Below are 24,244 nucleotides of genomic sequence, written 5' to 3'. Positions count from 1 at the left end.
GTTCGGCGTGTTCCGCCGTGCTGGTAGGGGCGCATTATAGGGAGCCGCGCCGGGATGACAAGGGCTTTTTGCAAAAATGCGTTCGTTTGCTGAAAAAGCGAACTGAACGCCCCAAAACAGCCCCTTGGCATCTCTTTTACGCCGCTTTTTTGCTCAACTCTTCGCTTTGTGCCCGGATATAGTTGACCCAGGTGGTTGCCTTCTGCTGCCAGTTATCCTGTTGCTGTAGCTCACGGGCCAGTTCCAGCGCCTGGGCATACTGCTCCTTATTAAGGTGTGCCTGCACCAGCAACGCTTTGGCGCGATTGCCTTGCTCGCCTTTTACCGACTTGATGGCGGCAAGCTGGGTCATGGCAGCATCTGTCTTGCCCTGTTGCAGCAGCAGTTCGGCGGCGCGCATGGCGGCTTTGGGCTGACCGTGCTGGTTGGCGAGCTGTTGCCAGCTATCGACCGCTTGTGACCACTCCCGGGCACCTTCCCACAATTGAGCCAGCAGTTGGCGATTTTCAGCACTTTGCTTCATCTGTCCCTTGGCCATGGCCGCTTCCAGCAGACGGGCACCACGATAAGGCAGCCCTTGCCAGGCATAGAGGCGGATCAGCTGATTGCGGGCAGACACATCATCCATCAGTTTTCTGTCGATAGCTGTTTGCAGCAGAGCCAACGCCTGATCGCCACGTTTGGCGGAGAGGTTGAGCGACACCGCCTGCTGCCACCATTTGCTCTCTTTGGGTTCGTGGCTGATCAACTCGACCGCCTGATCGGCCGCCACGCCATAGCGTTGCTGGGCGGTGAGGGCGGAGAGACGAATAATGGCGGCCTGCTTCTGCCAACCCTTCTTCAACAACTGTTCGCTCTGGCTGGCGGCGTCACCGTACTGCTTGTTGTGGTAATAGAGACCAGCCAGACGCAGGCGCAGTGCATCGTCTTGCTTGAGTGCCAGTGCCGCCTTGTAGCTGGCGATGGCACCCGACCAGTTGGATTGCTGGGCCTGAATATCGCCGCGCAGTCGCAGCAGCTGGAGCTGTTGCTGCTCGGGCCACTCTTTATAGGCAAGGGCCTGTTCGACATAACGGCTCGCCTGGGCGGTCTGTTGCAGATTGGCCGCCAGCGAGGCTTGCAGCTGCGCCAGCCAGGCACGCTCGGCATCGCTATTTGGCTTGAGGCCGGACGCATTGCTCTGGGCTTGTTGCCACTGACCGGACTGATAGAGCTTCATCACGGGTTCAAGCTGACGGGAGAAGTGAGGGCTGACCTCCATCGCCAGACAGGCTTGGCCGACCAGGGCCAGCAGACAGATCCAGATCCGCAACATAGTTATGACTCCAGTTTGAATTTGAGCGTGATGACTTGCACCAGCTTGTCGGTAGCGCCCGGTCTCGGCTGATAGCGCCACTTGTTGATCGCCTGAATGGCCGCCCGCTCGAACTGACGCTTGGGTTTGGCTTCGACCACTTCCACATCCTGCACGCCACCTTCGGCATTCACGCTAAAGCGCAGGGTGACGAATCCTTCGATCCCTGACTGCTGGGCACGATAGGGGTAGACCGGCTCGATCCGTTGCAGCGGCATCAGCATGTCACCTGCGCCGATACCCGCTCCCTGCTGCTGGCCGTGGTAGTTGCCACTCAATACCGGTGCGGTACTGGTCGCCACTCCGGGGGCATAGACCTGCACCGCGCTGAGGCTGGAAACCAGATCCAGACTCGGCTCAACGGCCGCCAAGGGGGCCGCGGCAGGCATCGGCAGCGGTGTCGAGGCCAATGCCGCGGGAGGCTCTGGCAGAGGCTCGGGCTCCTGCGGCACTGGACGCTCGCGTACCTGCACCTCGGTCACCTCGTTCTGCATATTGATGACGATGGGCTTCTGTTCGCTCGCCACCTTCTCGCCCCGGAGCGGTTCAACCAGCGTGGCAATAAACAGCAGGATGCCCAGACTGAGGGCAATCCCCAGCCCCAGGCTCATCAGCTTGTATTTCATTTCGGCGCCACCGCCACGGCGATATTGGCGATACCCGCCGCCTTGGCCTCATCCATCACCCGCACCACCTTGCCATGGGGTACCCGCTCGTCGGCCTGGATCACCAGGCTGGCATCGGGCTGCTCCGCCAGCAGACGGGCGATGGTGGCCTGTACCCGCTCCACATCGATCTGCTTGCGGTCGAGGAAGATCTGACCCTGAGCCCCGATCGCCAGCATGATGCTGGAGGATTTCTGCGCCTTGGCCTGACTGGCCTGGGGTCTGTGCACCTCGAGCCCGGCTTCGCGCACGAAGGAGGTGGTGACAATAAAGAAGATCAGCATGATGAACACGATATCCAGCATGGGAGTCATGTCGATCTGCACTTCGTCACGCTGGCGTTTGGATTGCCGTCTCATTGCATTACCTTCTCTTCTCGCAGGCCGTCCCGGGTCTTGGCCAGCGCACGCTTGGCCTGACTCTCGAGCCGACTGAGTAACAACACGCCGGAGAGCGCCACCACCATGCCCGCCATGGTGGGGATAGTGGCGCGGGAGATCCCGCCCGCCATGCTCTCCGGGTTAAAGCGGTTGGCCGCAGCCAACGCATCGAATACGCCGATCATGCCGGTCACTGTGCCCAGCAACCCCAGCATGGGACAGAGCACCACCAGGGTGCGGATGAAGATCAGATGACGGTTCAGTTCCAGCTCTGCCTGCGCCAGCCAGCGGCTGCGGATCGCCCGGGCGTGCCAACTGTGGCGCTCGCTGCGGGCCTGCCAGCGGCCGAGCAGCTGTTGCTGCAAGGGGCCAAAACCCAGATTGAGGTAGAGCAGCCGCTCGATCATCAAAATCCACATCAGCACCAGCAGGGCCAGAATGACCCAGAGCACAGGGCCGCCACGGCCCATGAAACTCTGCAGCTGTTGCCAGATGTCGAGCATCATGCTGCTCGCTCCATCCCGCCATTATTGCTCTCGGCGCGCTCAGCCAGAATGCCGGCTACTTGCTGCTCCAGCACATTGGAGAGCTCGGTGAAGCGCGATTGCAGCAGGCTGTGGGCCAGGATCAGCGGAATGGCCGCAACCAGACCCTGTACCGTGGTAACCAGCGCCATGGAGATGCCGCCCGCCATGATCTTGGGATCGCCGGTGCCAAACTGGGTGATGGCCTGGAAGGTGCCGATCATCCCGGTTACGGTACCGAGCAGACCCAGCATGGGGGCGATGGCCGCGATTACCTTGACCATGCCGATACCGCGCTCCATACGAGGAGTCTCCTGCAGGATCGCCTCATCAAGACGCAGCTCGAGGGTCTCCATGCTCAGCTCGGGGTGTTTGTCTGCTACCGTCAGCACCCGGCCGAGGGCGTTGTCGGCGTGATACTCGCCGCTCTTGAGCTGGCGGCGCACCAGAGTAAGTTCGCGGGAGAGACTCCACAGCCGTACCGCAGCAATTCCCAAACCGATAGCGGCCAGCAGCACGATAATGGCGCCGACCTGACCACCTTGCTGTACCTGCTGCCAGAAGGTGGGTGCCTGTGCCAGCATCGCCAGCAGAGTGCCATGAGAAGGATCCAGCGGCAGCGCTTCCCCTTCCTGACCCTGATAAGCCGCAACGGCAGAGAGCACACTACCGGGCAGACCCAGTACCGGGCTCAAGCCTTCGGCGGTCGGTTGCAGGAAGCCTTCGCTCCCCAGCAGGGCAAAACTGCCAACCCGGGTCAGCGACTGCTCGCTGGCAGCCCCCTGGGCATCGAGCACCTTGCCGTTGAACTGGGCAATCCGGCCAGATTCGCGGATCTCCTGCAGCAGCGTGGCGGGCAGCAGGGCGAGAGCGGCACGATCCGGCGCCTGTTTATCCTGTGCCATGGCTTTCAGCGGGGCGAGACGCTCCGGGTACTGGCCCTCGACGGCGGATTCACTCAGCAGCTTGACCGCATCGCTGGCGCCTTGACGGGTGACCGCGAAGATCTCGTTCATGTCGCCGGAGGCTTGCTCCCACTGGGCGTTAAGCTCGACCAGCTGCTTCTCGTTGCTGGCGAACTTGCCAGCCAGCTCCTTGCTCAGGCGCTGGGCCTCGGCCAGTCTGGCACGGGCAGTGCCGAGCTCCTTGGCAACGGTCGCCAGATCTTGCTGAGCCTGCTGTTCACGAGCCTGTTCCTGCTGCTGCCACTCATCGGCGACAGCGGCGTTGGTACCGCAGAAGAGGGCAATAAGGAGGGGGAACCACTTCATGGTGACTCTCATGATTGGGCCTCCTGACTGCGGCTGACAGAGAGGGGGACATTGAGCAACTGGGGAACTTTCTTGTCGGCGGCCACATCCATCGCCTCGGCGATAGGGGAGAGCCACTGGCTATCGAGGGCTTGCCACTGCTTCGCCTCGGCAGACCAGCGCCATGCCTGACTGCGATCGGCCGTCATTGCCAGCAGGGAGACCCGACCCAGCGCCAGCACATCGACCCGACGAGGAGCACCATCCAGCTCCAGCTCGGCGGAATAGCTGTCCATCCGGCTGCCGTACTCGGCTTCGATCTGATAGGCCTGCAGCAGCTGACGGAATTTCTCTGCCTCGCTAACGTCTGCGCGGGCCAGGGTCGCTTTCAACTGTTCAACCCGCGCCAAACGATCTTCCTTGCGCAGCGGGATGTCGTTTTGCACCAGCAGTTCCAGATCTGCCTGCATCTGCAACATCAGCGGGATCAAGCCCTGACGGGTCTCTTGCACCGCTTCCAGCTGCTGACTCAATTTACCCAGCTCATTTTGCTGATCGGCCACCAGAGATTGCATGTAGCGGTTGTAGGCTTCGAGGTCGCGCAGTTGCAGCTGGGCATTTTGCAGCTCCAGTCGTGCGGCAACGGCGGCATCGGCGGCTTTTTCCACCCGCTGCTGGGAGGCTTTCCCGGCAGCTATGCTGTTCTTGAGGGCGGGAGCAACCAGCTCATCCCCGATGGCAGCAAAGTGGACTGACAGTGGCAGCAGGGCCACACCCCATAATTTGTTCATTGAAATACATCTTACTAATGATAACTATTATCATTATCTCAAATGCGGGGCGGACTGGCAACGAGAGGATTTTCTTGGCCTTTATGCACAAAAACAGGATAATTTTTAGACACGCACGGAATAAGTGGCGCCAATAGCCACCGCACAAATATAAATAACGAGAAAAAATCTTTTCGATCAGTGTGATAGAGATCGAAAAAGGAGAAAGTCATGCTCAACGATGCGATCTGGGAACATATCGACAAGTTCACCAAGGCAACAAAAACCAGCGATATCCAGCAACAACTGGAACGCTTCAGTCATCAAATGGGCTTTGATTACTTCCGGCTGTTGATTATTTTCCCCATCAGCATGCAGAAATCCCACGTGGCACTGTTCAACAACTGTCCGACCAGCTGGTTTGACGCCTACAGCGAAAACCAGTATCTGACCCAGGATCCGGTGGTCTATCTGGGGCTGAAACAGACCCAGCCTATCTTCTGGAACAAACTCGACTGCGACTCGCCCTGGCTACCCAGCGCCAGCCGCGACGTGATGAACCTGGCTGCCGATTTCGGGGTGCGCAACGGCGTATCCTTCCCGCTCCACACCCCGCAGGGGGAGCACGGTATCCTCTCATTCATCACCAAGGAGAAGTCCAACTCTGATCTGATGTTTGAAAACGTTCCCTTGCTGTCATTCTGCGCCAGCTACATCTTCAACTCCGCGCTGCAACTGATCAAAAGCCGGCCTGACCTGATGAAGTACCTGACCGAACTGTCGGATCGGGAGAAGGAGTGCCTGTTCTGGGCCAGCGAGGGCAAAACCTCCTGGGAGATCGCCACCATCCTCGGCATCAGCGAGCGGACGGTCAACTTTCACCTGACCCAGGTGACCAACAAGACCGACTCGAAGAACCGCAGCCAGGCCATCGCCAAGGGGATCACCAGCGGCATCATAGTGCCCTCCCTCGATGAGGTCACCATCACCAACCTGCGGCTGTCGTAACCCCTCAGCCGAAACAAAAAGAGCCGCAATAGCGGCTCTTTTTCATTTCAGAAAGTGACTGATCAAAAGTGACTTACTCAACAGTCACCGATTTTGCCAAGTTGCGCGGCTGGTCGACGTCAGTGCCCTTGATCAGGGCGACGTGGTAGGAGAGCAGCTGCAGCGGCACGGTATAGACGATGGGGGCGATCACCTCTTCCACATGGTTGAGGTTCATGACCCGCATGGTCTCGTCGCTCTTGAAGCCGGTATCGGCATCGGCGAACACGTAGAGGATACCGCCACGGGCGCGCACCTCTTCCACGTTGGACTTGAGCTTCTCCAGCAGATCGTTGTTCGGCGCCACCACAATAATGGGCATTTCGGCATCGATCAGCGCCAGCGGGCCGTGCTTCAGTTCGCCAGCGGCGTAAGCTTCGGCGTGGATGTAGGAGATCTCTTTGAGCTTGAGCGCCCCCTCCATGGCGATGGGGTACTGGCTGCCACGGCCGAGGAACAGGCTGTGCTGCTTGTCGGCAAACTCTTCGGCCAGGGTTTCGATATCCTTGGCCAGTGCCAGGCTCTCTTTAATACGCAGCGGCAGGGCTTGCAGCGCCTTGACCAGTTCGGCTTCGGCGGCGGCGCTCAGGTGGCCACGGCAGTGACCGACCGAGGCCACCAACATCAGCAGGCCAGCCAGCTGGGTGGTAAACGCCTTGGTGGAGGCCACACCAATCTCTGCCCCCGCGCGGGTCATAAAGGCCAGATCCGATTCACGCACCAGCGAGGAGCCCGGCACGTTGCAGATAGCCAGCGAGCTCATGTAGCCGGATTCCTTGGCCAGACGCAGCGCCGCCAGGGTATCGGCAGTCTCGCCACTCTGGGAGAGGGTCACCAGCAGGCTGTTGGGGCGCACTACCGATTTGCGATAGCGGAACTCGGAGGCGATCTCCACATCGCAGGAGACGCCAGCGATCTCTTCGAACCAGTAGCGAGCCACCATGCCGGAGTGATAGGAGGTGCCGCAGGCGACGATCTGCACGTGCTCGACCTTGTCAAAGATGGCGCGAGCGCCGTTGCCGAACGATTCGACCACCACGTGATCGCTGCCCAGACGCCCTTCCAGGGTGTTGGTGATCGCTTTGGGTTGCTCGTGGATCTCTTTGAGCATGTAATGACGGTATTCGCCCTTGTCACCGGCATCGTGGGAGAGTTCGGACTCCTGCTCTTCGCGCACCACGGCGTTACCGTTGGTATCGAAGATATGCACATCGCGACGGGTCACTTCGGCCACATCACCCTCTTCCAGGAAGATGAAGCGACGGGTCACCGGCAGCAGCGCCATCTGGTCGGAGGCGATAAAGTTCTCGCCGATACCGCGGCCGATCACCAGCGGTGAACCGGAACGGGCCACCACCACGCGGCTGTCGTCGCGGCTGTCCATCACCACGGTACCGTAGGCACCGCGCAGCTGCTTCACCGCAGTTTGCATGGCGGCCAGCAGGCTGCCGGCGCTCTTCAGCTCGTGATGGACCAGATGGGCAATCACCTCGGTATCGGTGTCGGAGCTGAACACATAACCCAGCGCCTTCAACTCTTCCCGCAGCTCTTCGTGGTTCTCGATGATGCCGTTGTGCACCACCACGATATGCTCGGAGACGTGGGGGTGGGCATTGCGCTCGGAGGGCTCGCCGTGAGTGGCCCAGCGGGTATGGGCGATGCCGGTACCGCCGTGGACGGACTGCTCGTCGAGCGCCTTGGCCAGCTCGGCCACCTTGCCCAGACGGCGAACCCGCTGCAGCGGCTGGTTGGCGCTGAACACGGCCACACCGGCTGAGTCATAACCGCGGTACTCCAGACGGCGCAGGCCCTCTACCAGAATTTCAGCCACATCACGTTGGGCAACAGCCCCGACGATGCCACACATACACTTCTCCTTGAGATACAAATCGTAAAGTCAGTTGGATGGTTCAGAGCTCGATGTCAGCAAGTGACCGGGGCGCAGATAAGCGTCACCCCCTGGGCTTGAATCTGTTCTCTGGCCTCGCTGGCCAGCCCCTCGTCGGTCACTAGGGTATGGATGCTCGACCAGGGAAGTTCGAGATTGGGGATCTTGCGGCCGATCTTTTCCGATTCGACCATCACAATGACCTCCCGCGACACCTCGGCCATGACCCGCGACAGGCCCACCAGCTCGTTGAAGGTGGTGGTGCCACGCTCCGGGTCGATGCCGTCGGCACCGATAAAGAGCTGGTCGAAGTCGTAGGAGCGCAACACCTGTTCCGCCACCTGCCCCTGGAAGGATTCGGAGTGAGGGTCCCAAGTGCCACCGGTCATTAACAGGGTAGGCTCATTTTCCAGCTCGCGCAGGGCACCGGCCACATTGAGGGAGTTGGTCATCACGATGAGGCCGCGCTTGTTGCCCAGCATGGGGATCATGGCGCTGGTGGTGCTGCCGCTGTCGATGATGACGCGGTTGTGATCACGCAGCCGCTCGGCCGCCGCACGGGCAATGGCTAACTTTCGGTTCGAAACTTGTTCAGGGTTGACCTCGACCACCATCTCGCTCGGCAAGGGGACGGCGCCACCGTAACGGCGCAGCAGCAGACCACCGGTCTCCAGTACCGCCAGATCTTTACGGATAGTCACTTCGGAGGTAGAAAAGTGTTTGGCAAGGGCGTCGACGCTCACTTCACCCTGCTCTTGTACCAGGGTCACTATGGTGTGTCGGCGTTGTTGAGTATTACGTTTGGTCATTTTTAAGTTTCGATTCGAAAGAACATCGAAATATTAGCCCCTTTTTCGGAAAAATAAAACAGCAAATAGGATCCGATTTGGTTCGATGCCAGAATGGGGTGCCAATTTGCGACGAGGATGCCATGCAAAAGAGAGTCATCTGGCTGGTGGAGGATGAGGCCAGCATCGCCGACACCCTGATTTACGCCCTGCAGACCGACGGGTTCGAGGTGGAGTGGTTCATGCTGGGCCAACAGTTGCTGACACGACTGGAACAGACGCGACCCGACTTCCTGATCCTCGATGTGGGGCTACCCGACATCAGCGGCTTCGAACTCTGCAAGCAGGTGAGGGCGCTGACCGATATTCCCCTGATGTTCCTCACCGCCCGCAGCGAGGAGATAGACCGACTGATCGGGCTGGAGATAGGTGCCGACGACTATGTGGCCAAACCCTTCTCGCCACGGGAAGTGTGTGCCCGGGTGCGGGTCATCCTGCGCCGCAGCCAACCCGTCGCTCCCCAACCCAGCGCCCTGCTGGTACTGGATGAGGAGCGTGCCCGCATTCACTTTCGCGGTCAGCCGCTGGCCCTCACCCGTTACGAATATCTGCTGCTCAAGACCCTGATGCAGGCGCCGGGGCGGGTCTACTCCCGCCAGCAGCTGATGGATCTGGTGTGGCAGGATGCGGAGGAGAGTCTGGATCGCACCGTCGATACCCACGTCAAGACCATCCGCGCCAAGCTGCGCGAACATGATCCAGAAGCCAACCTGATCCTCACCCATCGCGGGCTGGGCTACAGCCTGGAGCTGGCATGAGACTCGGACTACAACTGCTGTGCGGCCTGCTGCTGATCTTCGCGCTGGCCGCCTGGTTCGTGCTGGAGATCTTCGTCGAGGAGATCAAACCCGGGGTGCGCAGCGCCACCGAGGATACTTTGGTGGATATGACCCAGCTGCTGGCGCCGCTCGCGCTCGATGACCTGAAAGAGGACAATATGATGAACGGGCGGTTGGCCAGCGCCTTCGCCCGCCTCAACCAGAATCCCATCAATGCGATGATCGATGGCCACCTCAAGCAGCAGGCGGAGTACCGCATCTATGTCACTGACCAGAAGGGTATGGTGATTTACGACTCCGACGGCACGGATCTGGGCAAGGATTATTCCCGCTGGAACGATGTCTACCGCACCCTGCGCGGCCAATATGGCGCCCGCAGCACCCGCACCGATCCCGACGATGCCACCAGCTCGACCATGTATGTGGCAGCGCCGCTGCGGGAGGGTGCCGAGATCATCGGCTCCCTCACCGTCGCCAAACCCAATCGCACCCTGATGCCCGCCATCGAGCGGGGGGAACAGGAGCTGCTGCGGGCCGGCGGCCAGATGCTGCTCATCTCGCTGCTGATCGGCAGCCTGCTGGTGTGGTGGCTCAACCGCGCCATCGGCAAGCTGGTGCACTACGCCGACTCAGTCAGCAAGGGGGAGGCGGCACCGCTGCCGCAGTTGCACACAGTCGAGCTGGATCGGCTCGGCCGCTCGCTGGAGACCATGCGCCACCAGCTCGATGGCAAAAGCTACATCGAAGCCTATGTGCACAGCCTGACCCACGAGCTGAAGAGCCCGCTGGCCGCCATTCGCGGGGCAGGGGAGATCCTGGCCGAAACGCCGCCCCCCGAGGTGGCCAGGCGCTTTATCGGCAATATCAATCAGGAGAGTGCCCGCATGCAGCAGCTGATCGAGCGAATGCTGCAACTGGCACGGCTTGAGTCGGGGCAGGGGCTGGATCGGCAAGCGGTAGAGCCGGCCGGGCTCGGCAAGCGGGCGCTCGATGCCCGCCAGATTATCGCCCAGCGCCGGCAGGTAGCGCTGGTCGCCGAGCTGGCCAGCGCGCCGAAACAGAAGTGGGATCCGCTGCTGCTGGAGCAGGCCATCGGCAACCTGCTGGATAACGCCATCGACTTCTCTCCCGCCTACGGGCTGGTCACCCTGAGCGGCAGCCAGCAGGAGGAGGGCTACTGTTTTCGGGTTACCGACTGCGGCCCCGGCATTCCCGACTACGCATTGCCGCGCATTTTCGAGCGCTTCTACTCCCTGCCACGACCGGACAAGGGCAAGAGCAGTGGTCTGGGGCTCAGCTTCACCCATGAGGTAGCCCACCAGCATGGCGGCCGTCTGACCCTGAGCAACCGGCCGGAAGGAGGCGCGCTGGCGGAACTCTGGCTGCCATTCGCCTAGTCCCCCCGCAACTTCACATTCCCCACACAAAGCGGCATTAGACTGCCGCTTTCTCTCATCCATTTGCTCAAGGAAATGCTATGTCCCGCCTGCTTCTCTCCAGCCTGCTGGCTGCCGGTCTGCTCGCAGCCCTGCCTGCCTCCGCCGCCAGCGGCTGCTTTCTCTATGCTGACGGCAACGGCCAGACCCTCTCCAGCGAAGGGGACTGCTCCAGCCAGCTGCCGCCCGCGTCCACCTTCAAGATCCCGCTGGCGCTGATGGGTTACGACAGTGGCTATCTGGTGGATGAAGAGCATCCGGCGCTGCCCTACAAACCGAGCTATGACGGCTGGCTGCCCGCCTGGCGTGAAACCACCACCCCGCGCCGCTGGGAAACCTACTCGGTGGTCTGGTTTTCCCAGCAGCTCACCGAATGGCTGGGGATGGAGCGCTTCCAGCAATATGTCGACCGCTTCGACTACGGCAATCGGGATCTCTCCGGTAATCCGGGCAAACATGACGGCCTGACCCAGGCCTGGCTCAGCTCCAGCCTCGCCATCAGTCCGGAGGAGCAGGCCCGCTTCCTAGGCAAGATGCTGAGCGGCAAGCTTCCGGTCTCGGCGCAAACCCTGCAGTACACCGCCAATATCCTCAAGGTGAGCGAGATCGACGGCTGGCAGATCCACGGCAAGACCGGCATGGGCTACCCGAAGAAGCTGGATGGCAGCCTCAACCGCGATCAGCAGATCGGCTGGTTCGTCGGCTGGGCCAGCAAACCGGGCAAACAGCTGATCTTTGTCCATACCGTGGTGCAAAAGCCCGGCAAGCAGTTCGCCTCCCTCAAGGCGAAAGAAGAGGTGCTGGCCGCATTGCCCGGGAAGCTGAAGACCCTGTAATTCCTCCAGAAACCGGCGCAATGCCGGTTTTTTTATCCCCCTTCACCACCACTTCACACAGACCCATCACCACTTCACACCGGACTGACAGACTCACTCCATCCAACAAGGAGACGTGTCATGGTCAAACAGATATTCACCCACAAGATCTTTCTGCTGCTGTTGCTCAGCCTGCTGCTGATGGTACCGGTGCAATCCATCATGGAGCTGAACCGGGAGCGGCAGATTTACCGCAATCAGGCGATCCAGAGCATCATGGCCAGCAGCAGTGGCCCGCAACGGCTGATGGGGCCGGTTATCGTGCAGCCCTATACCCGTTCGGTGACGGTCGAGCAGGATGGCAAGCGCTTCGTCCGTCAGGAGCAGACCTATCGCTACCTGCTGCCGGAACAGCTGGACGTGCAGGCCATCATGGAGGTGACCCCGCGCAAGCTCGGCATCTATCAGGCGCAGGTCTACCAGACCCGCCTCACCCTATCCGGCCGCCTGCCCACCCGGCAGAGTTTGCTGAATGACGCGACCTCACCGCTCGGTGAAACGGCCGAGCTGGTGGCGGGCAAACCCTACCTGAGCCTGGTGCTCTCCGATGCCCGCGGTATCAACAGCGTCCCCGAACTGCAACTCGGCACACAGCGGATCCCGTTTGCCCCCGGTGCCCGCCTCGGTGATGCGCTCGCGGGTATCCATGCCCCGATCGACAGCCTGCCGCAGCAGGATGGCACCTTCCATCTGGAGCTCAATCTACAGGGGATGAACGCCCTCGACATAGTCCCGCTGGGCAAGGAGAGCACCCTGCAGCTGGCGGGCAGCTGGCCCCACCCCAACTTTATCGGTGACTTTCTGCCGAGCAGTCGCACCCTGAGCCCACAAGGGTTTGAGGCCAACTGGCAAACCAGCTGGTTCGCCAGCGACATGGAGACCCGCTTCAACCGGATGATGAACGGGGGTGATAGCCATCTCTCCACCTTCAGCGTCAGTCTGGTGCAGCCGGTGGATCATTATCAACTCAATGAGAGGGCGGCTAAATATGCCCTGCTCTTCATCGGCCTCACCTTTATCAGCTTCTTTATGTTCGAGCTGCTCAAGGGGCTGCGGGTTCACCCGATCCAGTACGCGCTGGTGGGCATGGGGCTGGCCATCTTCTATCTGGTGCTGCTGGCGCTGACCGAACACCTCGGCTTTGGCTGGGCCTATCTGGTGGCCGCGCTGGCCAGCGTGCTGCTCAACGGCTTCTACCTCAGTCATGTGCTGAGTGGCCCGAAGCAGGGGATCGGCTTCGCAGCGCTGCTCGGGCTGGTCTATGCCATCCTCTACAGCCTGCTGCAAGCCGAAGAGATCGCCCTGCTGCTCGGCGCCCTGCTGCTGTTCGCCACCCTGGCGCTGATCATGATGCTGACCCGCAAGCTCGACTGGTATCAGGTGATGGACTACAGCGCACCCGCGACCACGTGGGCGGCCCCTCAGTCATCGACCAGTGACACCAACCATCAGTCATAAGCCAAAAAAAACCGGCGCCATCAGGCGCCGGTTCTATTTTATCGATCGGGCATCACTTCTTCTTGACCGGACGAGCCCAGTTCTTGATGTGACGCTGGGGTACCCGGGTAATCACGAGTTCATTTTCACCCACGTCCTTGGTAATAGTAGAGCCGGCTCCCAGGGTGGCCCCCTTGCCGATGCGAACAGGCGCTACCAGTTGGGTATCAGAACCGACGAACACATCGTCCTCGATGATGGTCTGGAATTTGTTGACCCCGTCGTAGTTGCAGGTGATGGTACCGGCACCGATATTCACCCCGGCTCCTATCTCGGCATCACCCAGATAGGTCAGATGACCGCACTTGGAACCAACCCCCAGACGGGCCTTCTTCATCTCGACGAAGTTGCCAACGTGCGCATCCTGCTCCAGAACCGCCCCCGGACGCAAGCGGGTAAACGGACCCACTGAGCACTGATCTGCCACCTGTGCCCCCTCGATAACCGAGTAGGGTTTCACCTCGGAGTGATCGCCAATGACACAATCTTTCAGTACGCAACCGGCTCCGATACGAACGTGATTGCCGAGAGTCACCTTGCCCTCAATGATGACGTTTGCATCAATAACAACCTCTTCACCAATTTCCAAAACCCCACGCAAATCAAAGCGTGCGGGGTCGATCATGGTTGCACCTGCAATCATCAGTTTCTCGGCCTGCATCTGCTGATAGCTGCGCTCAAGCTGAGCCAATTGCACCCGATTGTTGGCCCCTTCCACCTCGGCGGCACGCTCCGGATGAACGGCGGCAATCGGGCAATTATCGCCGTGAGCCATGGCGATCACATCGGTCAGATAGAACTCGCCCTGGGCGTTTTTGTTGTCGAGACGAGACAACCATTGACGCAACTGGCCCCCATTGGCCACCAGCACGCCGGTGTTCACCTCACGAATGACCAGCTGTTCGGCATTGGCATCCTTCTGCTCGACGATACCGACTACCTGACCATTTTCACGGACGATGCGGCCATAGCCGGTGGGGTTGTCCAGCACCACGGTCAGCAGTGCCATCCCGTTTTCAGCCTTGGCGGCGAGCAAGCGCTGCAGGGTCTCGGGCTGGATCAGCGGGGTATCGCCGTAGAGCACCAGCACATCGTCTTCATCCTTCCAGAACGGGATGGCCTGGGCGACGGCATGACCAGTTCCCAGCTGCTGAGCTTGCAGCACCCAGTTCACATCGGCCGCCACGATCCGCTCTTTCAGCAGCTCGGCACCGTGGCCATAGACCAGATGCAGCTGCTCGGCACCGACCTGACGAGCGGTATCGATCACATGGGAAACCATGGGTTTGTTGGCTACCGGGTGCAGTACCTTGGGCAGGGAAGAGCGCATACGGGTACCTTTACCCGCAGCCAGGATCACGACGTTGAGGGACATAAATTGGCCTTTGGAACATGAAAAATACTCGGCGGAGTCTATCCAACGGGTAAAAAAAAAGCGACCCGAAGGTCGCTTTTTGCATCACCGTTATTAGCGGTAATTCTTTTTGACGATATCGATGACTCGCAGTTGAGCCATCGCCTTGGCCAGCTCGGTGGCGGCCTGGGCGTAGTCGATATCACCATGGGAGCTGTGGATCCGCTCTTCGGCTGCGCGCTTGGCTTCCTGGGCTTTCGCCTCATCCAAGTCGTCAGCACGAATCGCGGTGTCCGCCAGCACGGTCACGGATTCAGGTTGTACTTCCAGCATACCGCCGGAGATGTACAGCACCTCTTCAGTTCCGTTCTGCTTCACCAAGCGGACCAGGCCCGGCTTGATGGCAGTCAGCAACGGAGCATGACCGTGGCGGAGACCCAACTCACCTTCGGAGCCTGATACCTGAGCGGATTGCACGCGACCGGAAAACAGTTTTCCTTCGGCGCTCACCACGTCCAGGTGAAAGGAGATCATCTCTGCCATGGGCCCTCCTGTCGAGGCTTACAGTTTCTTGGATTTCTCGACGACTTCGTCGATACCGCCAACCATGTAGAACGCCTGCTCGGGCAGATCGTCATACTCGCCTTTCAGGATGCCCTGGAAACCACGGATGGTCTCTTTCAGCGGCACGTATTTACCCGGAGAACCGGTAAACACTTCTGCAACGAAGAACGGCTGGGACAGGAAACGCTCGATCTTACGGGCACGGGCTACGGTCAGTTTGTCTTCTTCTGACAGTTCATCCATACCCAGGATGGCGATGATGTCCTTCAGCTCTTTGTAGCGCTGCAGTACGGTCTGAACGCCACGAGCGGTCTCGTAGTGCTCCTTGCCAACCACCAGCGGATCCAGCTGACGAGAGGTAGAGTCCAGCGGGTCAACGGCCGGGTAGATACCCAGTGCCGCGATCTGACGGGACAGTACGACGGTCGCATCCAGGTGGGCGAAGGTGGTCGCCGGAGACGGGTCAGTCAAGTCATCCGCAGGAACGTAAACGGCCTGTACGGATGTGATGGAACCGGTCTTGGTGGAGGTGATACGTTCTTGCAGAACACCCATCTCCTCGGCCAGGGTCGGCTGGTAACCTACTGCGGAAGGCATACGGCCCAGCAGTGCGGATACTTCGGTACCGGCCAGGGTGTAACGGTAGATGTTGTCCACGAAGAACAGCACGTCACGACCTTCGTCACGGAACTTCTCGGCCATGGTCAGGCCGGTCAACGCTACGCGCAGACGGTTTCCGGGCGGCTCGTTCATCTGACCGTAAACCAGAGATACTTTGTCCAGTACGTTGGACTCCATCATCTCGTGGTAGAAGTCGTTACCCTCACGGGTACGCTCACCTACACCGGCGAATACAGAGTAACCACTGTGTTCGATCGCGATGTTACGGATCAGCTCCATCATGTTTACGGTTTTGCCTACACCGGCACCACCGAACAGACCAACCTTACCACCCTTGGCGAACGGACATACCAGGTCGATAACCTTGATGCCGGTCTCCAGCAGCTCGGTGCTGTTGGACTGATCTTCGTAGCTGGGGGCTTCACGGTGGATTGACCAGCTCTCTTCTTCACCGATCGGGCCTTTCTCGTCGATTGGCTCGCCCAGTACGTTCATGATCCGACCCAGTGTCGCAGTACCGACCGGAACCTGGATGGATTTACCGCTATTCATTACTTCCAACCCACGACGCAGACCGTCGGAGGAACCCATGGTGATGCAACGAACGACGCCGCCACCGATCTGTTGCTGAACTTCCAGCACCAGACCCTGGCCTTGACCTTCGCTAACGACCTTCAGTGCATCGTACACCTGGGGCACGGCATTCTGCGGGAACTCGATGTCCACTACAGCGCCGATGATTTGGACGATGAAACCGTTACTCATGTCAAATCCTCTAAACCTTTGATAACCCTTGCCTTACACCGCAGCAGCACCGGATACGATCTCTGTCAGCTCCTGGGTAATACTGGCCTGACGGGCCTTGTTGTATACCAGTTGCAGATCGTTAATCAGGTTACCGGCGTTGTCAGTCGCGGCTTGCATGGCAACCATTCGGGCTGCCTGTTCACTGGCCAAGTTTTCCACTACACCTTGGTAGACCTGAGATTCGACATAGCGAACCAGCAGGGTATCCAGCAGCTTCTTGGGATCCGGCTCATAGAGGTAATCCCAGTGGTGTTTCTTGGCGAGCTTGCTGTCTTCAGTTACGGGCAAAGGCAGCAGTTGATCGACCCGTGGTTGCTGCACCATGGTGTTGACGAACTTGTTGTACACCAGATACAGCTTGTCAATCTCACCGTTGTCGTAAGCCTTCAGCATGACCTTGACTGAACCAATCAGGTCATTGACGCTCGGGTTATCGCCCAGTCCTGCGACATGAGCTTTCACCTTGGCGCCGTGCCGTTCAAAGAAGTTGGAGGCTTTGTTGCCGATCAGAGCCAGGTCAACCTTGGCACCTTTCGCGCTCCATTGCTTCATATCATTGAGGGCAGCCTTGAACAGGTTGATGTTCAGACCACCACACAGGCCACGGTCGGTGGAGACGACGATGTAACCCACTCGCTTGACCTCACGTTCGATGAGGTAGGGGTGCTTGTATTCCAGGTTCCCCTGAGCGATATGGCCGATCACCTTGCGCATGGTTTCAGCGTACGGACGGCTGGCAGACATGCGATCCTGCGCACGGCGCATCTTGCTTGCTGCCACCATTTCCATAGCGCTGGTGATCTTTTGAGTGTTTTTAACACTCCCGATCTTGTTACGTATCTCTTTTGCGCCGGCCATCTCTTCTCTCCATCAGGTGGCAGCTTGCGCTGCCACACTCGCTTACCAGGTCTGGGTTGCCTTGAAGTCATCCAGCAACGCAGTCAGCTTGCCAACGATCGCGTCGTTGTAGTCAGCCTTGGCATTGATTTCAGCCATCAGCTCAGCATGCTGGGTATCGGCGAAAGAGAGCAGAGCGGCTTCGAAGTCGAGGATCTTGCTCAACTCGACATCAGAGAGATAGCCTTTTTCCGCGGCGAACAGCACCAGAGACTGGTGAGCCACGCTCATCGGAGAGTACTGCTTCTGTTTCATCAGCTCGGTCACTTTCTGACCGTGGTCCAGCTGCTTGCGAGTTGCATCGTCCAGGTCGGAAGAGAACTGGGCAAAGGCAGCAAGTTCGCGATACTGGGCCAGCGCGGTACGGATACCACCGGACAGCTTCTTGACGATCTTGGTCTGGGCGGCACCACCCACACGGGATACGGAGATACCCGGATCAACCGCAGGACGAATACCGGCGTTGAAAGACTGGGAAGTCAGGAAGATCTGACCATCGGTGATGGAGATCACGTTGGTCGGAACGAACGCGGATACGTCGCCCGCCTGGGTTTCGATGATCGGCAGCGCGGTCAGAGAACCGGTTTTGCCCTTCACTTCACCCTTGGTGAACTTCTCTACGTACTCGTCGTTGACGCGAGCTGCACGCTCCAGCAGACGGGAGTGCAGATAGAATACGTCGCCCGGGAATGCTTCACGTCCTGGCGGACGGCGCAGCAGCAGGGAGATCTGACGATATGCAACGGCCTGCTTGGACAGGTCATCATAAATGATCAGGGCATCTTCACCGCGGTCACGGAAGTACTCACCCATGGAGCAACCTGAATACGGAGCCAGGTATTGCAGGGCAGCCGCTTCGGAAGCAGAGGCAACCACTACTATGGTGTTGGCCAGAGCACCGTGCTCTTCCAGCTTGCGCACCACGTTGGCGATGGTGGAGGCCTTCTGGCCAATCGCAACGTAGACACACTTAATGCCGGAGTCTTTCTGGTTGATGATGGTGTCGATCGCAATGGCAGTTTTACCTACCTGGCGGTCACCGATGATCAGCTCACGCTGGCCACGACCGATAGGGATCATGGAGTCGATGGCTTTCAGACCGGTCTGGACAGGCTGGTCAACAGACTTACGCTCGATAACGCCCGGGGCAATCACTTCTACCGGAGAGAAGCCATCGTGCTCGACCGGACCTTTACCGTCGATAGGCTGACCCAGGGTGTTGACCACCCGGCCCAGCAGACCACGACCGACCGGCACTTCCAGAATGCGGCCAGTACCTTTTACTTTCATCCCTTCGGCCAGATCGGCATAGGGACCCATCACTACGGCACCAACGGAGTCACGCTCCAGGTTCAATGCCAGAGCGTAGCGGTTGCCCGGCAGCTCGATCATCTCACCCTGCATGGCATCGGCCAGGCCGTGGATACGAATGATACCGTCACTCACGGAGACGATGGTACCTTCGTTACGCGCTTCGCTCTTTACATCAAACTGCGCAATGCGCTGCTTGATCAGCTCGGCGATTTCAGTGGAATTCAGTTGCATGCTCTAATACCCCAATCAAGATTGCAGCGCGTCAGCCATGCGATCCAGCTTGCCGCGGACAGTTCCGTCGATAACCAGATCACCGGCCTTGATGAGCACCCCGGCCATCAAGGACGCGTCGATGCTGCAATTCAGCTTCACTTTGCGCGCGAGACGTTGTTCCAGAGAAGCCTGAATATTGGCTTTCTGCTGGTCGGTCAGTGCAATCGCCGAAATCACGTCAGCCTGAACTTCTTTGTCCAGTTCAGACTTGAACACCACAAATTCGGCAACGACCGCCGGCAGCACACCCAAGCGACCATTCTCTGCCATTACCCGGATCAGGTTCTGGCCATGCTCGTCGAGTTGCTCCCCGCAGATGCTGACAAACAGTTTTGCCAGCTCGTCGGCAGCCACAGAGCCGTTAACCAGGGAGTGGATGGTCTCGTTCTTCACTACTTCCGCAGCGAAGCTGAGCATCCCCAGCCACTGATCAACCGCCTTGTGCTCAACGGCAAACTCGAAAGCAGCCTTGGCGTAGGGGCGAGCGATTGTAGTCAGTTCAGACATAGCCCCGTTCCCGTTACAGTTCAGCTACCAGTTTGTCGACGATGTCGCTGTTGGCAGCCTGGTCGATTTGGCGCGCCAGGATCTTCTCTGCACCCGCAATGGCAAGAGCAGCAACCTGCTTGCGCAGTTCCTCTTTGGCACGATGACGTTCAGCTTCAATCTCGGCACGGCCTTGAGCCAGGATTTTTTCCCGCTCAGCCTGAGCACCGACAGTTGCCTCATCAATGATCTGGGCCTTGCGTTTGTTGGCCTGTTCAATGATTTCAGCAGCCTGCAGCTTGGCTTCTTTCAGCTGATCGACGGCATTGGCCTTGGCCAAATCCAGATCTTTCTTGGCTCGTTCGGCAGAAGAGAGACCGTCAGCAATAGCTTTCTGACGGGCTTCGATGGCAGCCATCAGCGGCGGCCATACATACTTCATGCAAAACACAACGAAGAAGAAAAAAGCAATTGCTTGGCCGAGGAGGGTGGCGTTGATATTCACAGCCGATGTCCTCTTTAGTTAGTTAATGGGTTATGCCTGGAGATGTCGTAACGACTTAGCCAGCAACCGCAAACATCACATACAGACCCAGACCAACGGCGATCATCGGGATCGCATCCACCAGACCCATTACGATGAAGAACTGGGTACGCAGAACAGGGATCAGATCAGGTTGACGAGCAGCACCTTCCAGGAACTTGCCACCCAGAATACCGATACCGATGGAAGCGCCGATAGCAGCCAGACCCATCATCATTGCAGCAGCGATGTACAGCAGGTCCATGTTCAAGTTTTCCATGAGGATCTCCATTTATTTAGATGTAATTGATTGTATAAAAAGGATTATTTGAGTCGCATCAACCATGGTCTTCCTGTGCCATCGACAGATAGACGATGGTCAGAACCATGAAGATGAATGCCTGCAAAGTGATGATCAGGATGTGGAAAATTGCCCAAGGCACGGACAGGATCCACTGTGACCACCAGGGTAGCAAACCCGCAATCAGGATAAAGATCAGTTCGCCAGCATACATGTTGCCGAACAGTCGAAGACCCAGAGAGACCGGTTTGGATACCAGCGTAACAGTTTCCAGGATGAGGTTAACCGGGATGGCCGCCGGGTGGTTGAAAGGCTGAAGCGTCAGCTCCTTCACAAACCCGCCGATACCCTTGACCTTGATGCTGTAGTACAGGATCAAGAAGAACACGCCCAAAGCCATGGACATGGTGATGTTAACGTCAGCAGAGGGAACCACACGCAGATAGGGAATACCCATCAATTGTGCAGCGTGAGGGATAAAGTCAACGGGGATCAGATCCATCAGGTTCATCAGGAAGATCCAGACAAACACAGTCAACCCCAAAGGTGCGATGACCTTGTTGCGACCATGAAAGATGTCTTTGACGTTACCATTCACAAACTCGACCAGCATCTCCACAAAGCACTGCAGCTTACCCGGCACCCCGCTGGTAGCGTTAACGGCTACTTTGCGGAACAGCAGGATAAACAGGGCGCCTAGCACGACGGAAAATACCATTGAGTCGATATTGACCGTCCAGAACCCGGACCCGACTTGAAGGTGGGTCAGGTGGTGGGAGATATATCCCTGAGGAGTCAGGACTTCTCCGGTTGCAGACATGAGTTTTCCTAATAGTGGTTGTTAAGCGTGAATGAAACCATCCACTGTACAACGAGGGCGAGGATATAAGTGGCGAAAAACGAGACGGTAACGACCTCGACTCCCGCACCAAACATCAGGGCGAATAGACCTGTTGTAGAAATGAGCTTAATCCCTGCCCCACCATAAAAGTCCCGCAAAACCAAGCCCACACTCTCGGTTGTCACCTTGCGGCGCAGCACCCAGACAGTAAACAAGGCTTGAGGAACCCAGTACATCCCCCCTCCGTAGAGGGCGGAATAACCGGCGCCGGCACCAGTCAGGTAAAACCAGACGGCACTCATCGCCAGGATCAGGATGAGCTGACAAACGAGCATAACCAAGGCCAGTGTCAAACCTTCCAAGGCTATTTTCTGCTTCACCAACCTACCCCTGAACATTACAGAACTGTAAAAAATCGGGATCCGAAGACCCCATGTTAACAGCTCTTAAAGCCGGTCAAATTATACCCTTGAGGGCCGCTATTGCAATATGACAAAAATCCTTAATTTTTGCGGCTTTCCGCGGCAAATCAAGGTTATGGCCATATCAAAAGGAATGGATGTTTTATTACTACAAAAAGCGTAAGAATCACGATTCTGACACGCCAAAATAGCCCAATATACGGTCCAAATCGGATAAATTCTCGTAACTTATTACTAACTTTCCGCTATCCAGCTTGCCAGGCTGAAGTTGCACCTGATTGCCAATTTTTTCTGCCAGTTGGCGCTCCAGGTAGCCGATCTGCGGATCACGGGCCGGTTCGACCCTGGCTTTTGCCGGTTCAAGCGCTTTTTGCACCAGCTTCTCGGTATCGCGTACAGTCAGCCCTTTCTGGGCAACCAGCTTGGCCAGTTCGGACTGAGCCTGACCGCTCAGGGCCAGCAGGGCTCGGGCATGACCCATGTCGAGGTCACCATGCTCGACGAAACGCTTCACGTCGTCGTTGAGCTGGTTGAGACGCAACAGGTTGGTCACCGTGGTGCGGGACTTGCCCACCGCCTCGGCCACCTGCTGGTGGGTGAGTTCGAATTCGGTCAGCAGTCTTTGTAAAGCGACCGCCTCTTCGATGGCATTGAGGTCTTCCCGCTGAATATTCTCAATCAGCGCGATGGCGACGGCAGCCTCGTCGGGCACATCCTTGACGATGCAGGGCACCACCTCGAGCCGCGCCAGCTGGGAAGCACGCCAGCGCCGTTCACCGGCGATGATTTCGAAGGATTGCTCGCCGAGAGGGCGTACCACGATGGGCTGGATCACCCCCTGGGCGCGGATGGAGTTGGCAAGCTCTTCCAGTGCATCCTGGGACATATCCTTGCGGGGCTGGTACTTGCCGGACTGCAACCACTCCACCGGCAGCTTGCGCAGCTCGCCCTGATTGGTGGGGGCCATGGCCTCTTCAGTACGTTGATCGCTCATCACCTGTTTCTGGCGGGCAGCCGTGCTGGTACTGAGCAGGGCATCCAGCCCCTTGCCCAGTCCACGTTTTTTCGGAGTCATATGCTCTCTCGGTCTGCGATGGTCGCCTGACGCTCCTGCTCCTGGCGGCGCAGGATCTCGCCAGCCAGTGCCAGGTAGGCCTTGGCGCCCACCGATGATTTGTCATAGTGCATGGCCGGGGCACCGAAACTCGGGGCCTCAGCCAGTCTAACATTGCGGGGAATGATGGTGCGGTAGACTTTGTCGCCAAAGTGCTGTTTTAGCTGATCGGACACATCATTGGCCAGCCGGTTGCGGTGATCGAACATGGTGCGCAGCACCCCTTCGATCTTGAGCTCCGGATTGACCACGGCGGCCAGCTTGCTGATGGTGTCGACCAGGGCGGTGAGCCCCTCCAGCGCGTAATATTCGCACTGCATGGGCACCAGCACGGAGTCGGCGGCGGCCATGGCGTTCACGGTCAGCATGTTGAGAGAGGGCGGGCAGTCGATGAAGACGTAGTCGTATTTGTCCCGCACCGAGGCCAGCGCATTGCGCAGGCGGATTTCGCGGGCGAAAAATTCCATCAGACGGATTTCGGCCGCGGTCACGTCGGCATTGGCGGCGATCAGGTGATAACCCCCGGTAGTTTCGGGGATGATCACTTCGCTGATGGGGGCATCCTCGATCAGCAACTCATAAGCGGTGCGCTCGACGTCATACTTGTCGACACCGCTGCCCATGGTGGCATTGCCCTGCGGATCCAGATCGATCACCAGCACCTTGCGCCGGGTGGCAGCCATGGAGGCGGCCAGATTCACACAGGTGGTGGTTTTACCCACTCCACCCTTCTGGTTGGCTATGGCGATGACTTTTCCCACACGATCCCCTAAATGAAACTGCGACCCTATTCGGGCTGGATATGTTTGAATTCCAGCAGATGACGTTCGCCTTCCAGCTCCGGCACCCGCAACTCATGACAGGCTACCAGACGGATATTGGCAGGCAACTGGGCCAGCTCCTGCTCGGGATATTGTCCCTTGAGTGCCAGGAAGCAGCCCTGTTCTGACGGCAGGTGGTGACACCAGCTCAGCATGTCCTCCAGCGAGGCAAATGCCCGACTCAGTACACCATCAAATCCCACCTCGGGTTGATACTCTTCAACCCGGGATTTGACCGGCGTCACATTGGTCAGCCCCAGCTCCTGGATCACCTGACGGATGAAGTTGATCCGCTTGCCCAGACTGTCGAGCAGGACGAACTGCTTGTCCGGATTGATGATCGCCAGCGGCAATCCCGGCAGGCCAGGACCTGTCCCCACGTCGATGAAGCGCTCACCGTGCAAGTGGGGGCTTACCACCAGGCTATCGAGGATATGCTTGACCAGCATGGCGTCCGGATCTCGCACCGAGGTGAGATTGTAAGCCTTGTTCCACTTGTGCAGCAACTCGACCAACTGCACCAGTTGGCTCTTTTGGGTATCGGTGATAACAATTCCGGCCTGCATGAGCAGGCCGTTCAATCTTTCCAACAT

26 protein-coding genes are annotated in these 24,244 nt (G+C 58.6%); 5 read left to right on the top strand and 21 right to left on the bottom strand.

Going from position 1 to position 24,244, the window contains the following annotated elements; translation table 11 throughout:
- Nucleotides 1-136: 136 nt before the first annotated feature.
- The 6 genes from I6L35_RS06330 to I6L35_RS06305 are packed head-to-tail and all read right to left on the bottom strand — an operon-like array spanning nucleotide 137 to nucleotide 4,964.
- A complete protein-coding gene (locus tag I6L35_RS06330) occupies nucleotides 137-1,315 on the bottom strand; it encodes a hypothetical protein (RefSeq protein WP_216979816.1) in 1,179 nt (392 codons plus the stop codon).
- A gap of 2 nt (nucleotides 1,316-1,317) precedes the next feature.
- Nucleotides 1,318-1,980 (bottom strand): energy transducer TonB, encoded by a 663-nt coding sequence (locus I6L35_RS06325; protein ID WP_216979815.1) that lies wholly within the window; start codon nucleotides 1,978-1,980, stop codon nucleotides 1,318-1,320.
- Nucleotides 1,977-2,378, bottom strand: a complete 402-nt coding sequence (locus tag I6L35_RS06320; RefSeq protein ID WP_005339369.1) for a biopolymer transporter ExbD — start codon at nucleotides 2,376-2,378, stop codon at nucleotides 1,977-1,979. The genes I6L35_RS06325 and I6L35_RS06320 overlap by 4 nt, the downstream gene beginning before the upstream one ends.
- Entirely contained in the window at nucleotides 2,375-2,905 is a 531-nt protein-coding gene (locus tag I6L35_RS06315) for a MotA/TolQ/ExbB proton channel family protein (protein ID WP_005339367.1), read from the bottom strand. The genes I6L35_RS06320 and I6L35_RS06315 overlap by 4 nt, the downstream gene beginning before the upstream one ends.
- Entirely contained in the window at nucleotides 2,902-4,206 is a 1,305-nt protein-coding gene (locus tag I6L35_RS06310) for a MotA/TolQ/ExbB proton channel family protein (protein WP_216979814.1), read from the bottom strand. Before I6L35_RS06310 ends, I6L35_RS06315 begins: the two co-directional genes overlap by 4 nt.
- Nucleotides 4,203-4,964, bottom strand: coding sequence for a DUF3450 domain-containing protein (locus I6L35_RS06305; RefSeq protein WP_216979813.1), 762 nt, complete (start codon nucleotides 4,962-4,964; stop codon nucleotides 4,203-4,205). The genes I6L35_RS06310 and I6L35_RS06305 overlap by 4 nt, the downstream gene beginning before the upstream one ends.
- A 210-nt stretch (nucleotides 4,965-5,174) precedes the next feature.
- Between I6L35_RS06305 and I6L35_RS06300 the strand changes: the two genes are divergently transcribed.
- A complete protein-coding gene (locus I6L35_RS06300) occupies nucleotides 5,175-5,951 on the top strand; it encodes a LuxR family transcriptional regulator (protein ID WP_216952456.1) in 777 nt (258 codons plus the stop codon).
- A 73-nt stretch (nucleotides 5,952-6,024) separates the two neighbouring features.
- On the opposite strand, the gene glmS is transcribed toward I6L35_RS06300, so the two are convergent.
- Together glmS and I6L35_RS06290 are read right to left on the bottom strand one after the other, a co-directional pair.
- Complete coding sequence (gene glmS / locus I6L35_RS06295) at nucleotides 6,025-7,857, bottom strand: glutamine--fructose-6-phosphate transaminase (isomerizing) (RefSeq protein ID WP_005355853.1); 1,833 nt, start codon at nucleotides 7,855-7,857, stop codon at nucleotides 6,025-6,027.
- A 56-nt stretch (nucleotides 7,858-7,913) separates the two neighbouring features.
- Nucleotides 7,914-8,687, bottom strand: coding sequence for a DeoR/GlpR family DNA-binding transcription regulator (locus I6L35_RS06290; RefSeq protein WP_005355851.1), 774 nt, complete (start codon nucleotides 8,685-8,687; stop codon nucleotides 7,914-7,916).
- A 122-nt stretch (nucleotides 8,688-8,809) separates the two neighbouring features.
- Between I6L35_RS06290 and blrA the strand changes: the two genes are divergently transcribed.
- From blrA to creD, 4 genes are all read left to right on the top strand, one after another.
- Entirely contained in the window at nucleotides 8,810-9,484 is a 675-nt protein-coding gene (blrA, locus tag I6L35_RS06285) for a two-component system response regulator CreB (RefSeq protein ID WP_216960046.1), read from the top strand.
- Complete coding sequence (blrB, locus tag I6L35_RS06280; protein ID WP_216960049.1) at nucleotides 9,481-10,902, top strand: two-component system sensor histidine kinase CreC; 1,422 nt, start codon at nucleotides 9,481-9,483, stop codon at nucleotides 10,900-10,902. The genes blrA and blrB overlap by 4 nt, the downstream gene beginning before the upstream one ends.
- A gap of 80 nt (nucleotides 10,903-10,982) precedes the next feature.
- Nucleotides 10,983-11,777 carry an OXA-12 family class D beta-lactamase gene (gene blaOXA, locus I6L35_RS06275; RefSeq protein WP_216960052.1) on the top strand — a complete coding sequence of 265 codons (795 nt, stop codon included), beginning with the start codon at nucleotides 10,983-10,985 and terminating at the stop codon, nucleotides 11,775-11,777.
- A 120-nt stretch (nucleotides 11,778-11,897) separates the two neighbouring features.
- Nucleotides 11,898-13,274, top strand: coding sequence for a cell envelope integrity protein CreD (creD, locus tag I6L35_RS06270; RefSeq protein ID WP_216979812.1), 1,377 nt, complete (start codon nucleotides 11,898-11,900; stop codon nucleotides 13,272-13,274).
- 52 nt (nucleotides 13,275-13,326) lie between these two features.
- Here creD and glmU read toward each other — a convergent pair whose 3' ends face one another.
- The 13 genes from glmU to rsmG all read right to left on the bottom strand — a co-directional run bounded on the left by glmU (nucleotide 13,327) and on the right by rsmG (nucleotide 24,244).
- Complete coding sequence (glmU, locus tag I6L35_RS06265) at nucleotides 13,327-14,688, bottom strand: bifunctional UDP-N-acetylglucosamine diphosphorylase/glucosamine-1-phosphate N-acetyltransferase GlmU (protein WP_216979811.1); 1,362 nt, start codon at nucleotides 14,686-14,688, stop codon at nucleotides 13,327-13,329.
- Between the two features lie 93 nt (nucleotides 14,689-14,781).
- The gene (locus I6L35_RS06260; protein WP_005339345.1) at nucleotides 14,782-15,210 is read right to left on the bottom strand and encodes a F0F1 ATP synthase subunit epsilon; all 429 of its coding nucleotides are present in this window, start codon (nucleotides 15,208-15,210) and stop codon (nucleotides 14,782-14,784) included.
- A gap of 18 nt (nucleotides 15,211-15,228) precedes the next feature.
- The gene (gene atpD, locus I6L35_RS06255) at nucleotides 15,229-16,617 is read right to left on the bottom strand and encodes a F0F1 ATP synthase subunit beta (RefSeq protein ID WP_026455856.1); all 1,389 of its coding nucleotides are present in this window, start codon (nucleotides 16,615-16,617) and stop codon (nucleotides 15,229-15,231) included.
- A gap of 33 nt (nucleotides 16,618-16,650) precedes the next feature.
- Nucleotides 16,651-17,517, bottom strand: coding sequence for a F0F1 ATP synthase subunit gamma (gene atpG / locus I6L35_RS06250; protein WP_041210471.1), 867 nt, complete (start codon nucleotides 17,515-17,517; stop codon nucleotides 16,651-16,653).
- Nucleotides 17,518-17,559: 42 nt separating this feature from the next.
- Nucleotides 17,560-19,101, bottom strand: a complete 1,542-nt coding sequence (atpA, locus tag I6L35_RS06245; protein WP_216952485.1) for a F0F1 ATP synthase subunit alpha — start codon at nucleotides 19,099-19,101, stop codon at nucleotides 17,560-17,562.
- Nucleotides 19,102-19,116: 15 nt separating this feature from the next.
- Nucleotides 19,117-19,650: a F0F1 ATP synthase subunit delta gene (gene atpH, locus I6L35_RS06240; protein ID WP_204480539.1), complete on the bottom strand. Its 534-nt coding sequence runs from the start codon at nucleotides 19,648-19,650 to the stop codon at nucleotides 19,117-19,119.
- Nucleotides 19,651-19,663: 13 nt separating this feature from the next.
- A complete protein-coding gene (gene atpF, locus I6L35_RS06235) occupies nucleotides 19,664-20,134 on the bottom strand; it encodes a F0F1 ATP synthase subunit B (RefSeq protein ID WP_204480536.1) in 471 nt (156 codons plus the stop codon).
- Between the two features lie 55 nt (nucleotides 20,135-20,189).
- Entirely contained in the window at nucleotides 20,190-20,432 is a 243-nt protein-coding gene (gene atpE / locus I6L35_RS06230) for a F0F1 ATP synthase subunit C (protein ID WP_005307205.1), read from the bottom strand.
- 58 nt (nucleotides 20,433-20,490) lie between these two features.
- Nucleotides 20,491-21,273 (bottom strand): F0F1 ATP synthase subunit A, encoded by a 783-nt coding sequence (gene atpB / locus I6L35_RS06225; protein ID WP_216952488.1) that lies wholly within the window; start codon nucleotides 21,271-21,273, stop codon nucleotides 20,491-20,493.
- Nucleotides 21,274-21,281: 8 nt separating this feature from the next.
- The gene (locus I6L35_RS06220) at nucleotides 21,282-21,692 is read right to left on the bottom strand and encodes an ATP synthase subunit I (protein ID WP_216979810.1); all 411 of its coding nucleotides are present in this window, start codon (nucleotides 21,690-21,692) and stop codon (nucleotides 21,282-21,284) included.
- 190 nt (nucleotides 21,693-21,882) lie between these two features.
- On the bottom strand, nucleotides 21,883-22,791 hold the full coding sequence (locus tag I6L35_RS06215; RefSeq protein ID WP_216979809.1) for a ParB/RepB/Spo0J family partition protein: 909 nt from the start codon (nucleotides 22,789-22,791) through the stop codon (nucleotides 21,883-21,885).
- The gene (locus I6L35_RS06210) at nucleotides 22,788-23,591 is read right to left on the bottom strand and encodes a ParA family protein (RefSeq protein ID WP_005357226.1); all 804 of its coding nucleotides are present in this window, start codon (nucleotides 23,589-23,591) and stop codon (nucleotides 22,788-22,790) included. Before I6L35_RS06210 ends, I6L35_RS06215 begins: the two co-directional genes overlap by 4 nt.
- Nucleotides 23,592-23,617: 26 nt before the next feature.
- Entirely contained in the window at nucleotides 23,618-24,244 is a 627-nt protein-coding gene (rsmG, locus tag I6L35_RS06205; RefSeq protein ID WP_041202839.1) for a 16S rRNA (guanine(527)-N(7))-methyltransferase RsmG, read from the bottom strand.

The sequence above is a fragment of the Aeromonas sp. FDAARGOS 1405 genome, assembly GCF_019048265.1.
Taxonomy (GTDB): domain Bacteria; phylum Pseudomonadota; class Gammaproteobacteria; order Enterobacterales; family Aeromonadaceae; genus Aeromonas; species Aeromonas veronii_A.
This window is presented reverse-complemented; position numbering and strand designations above follow the sequence as displayed.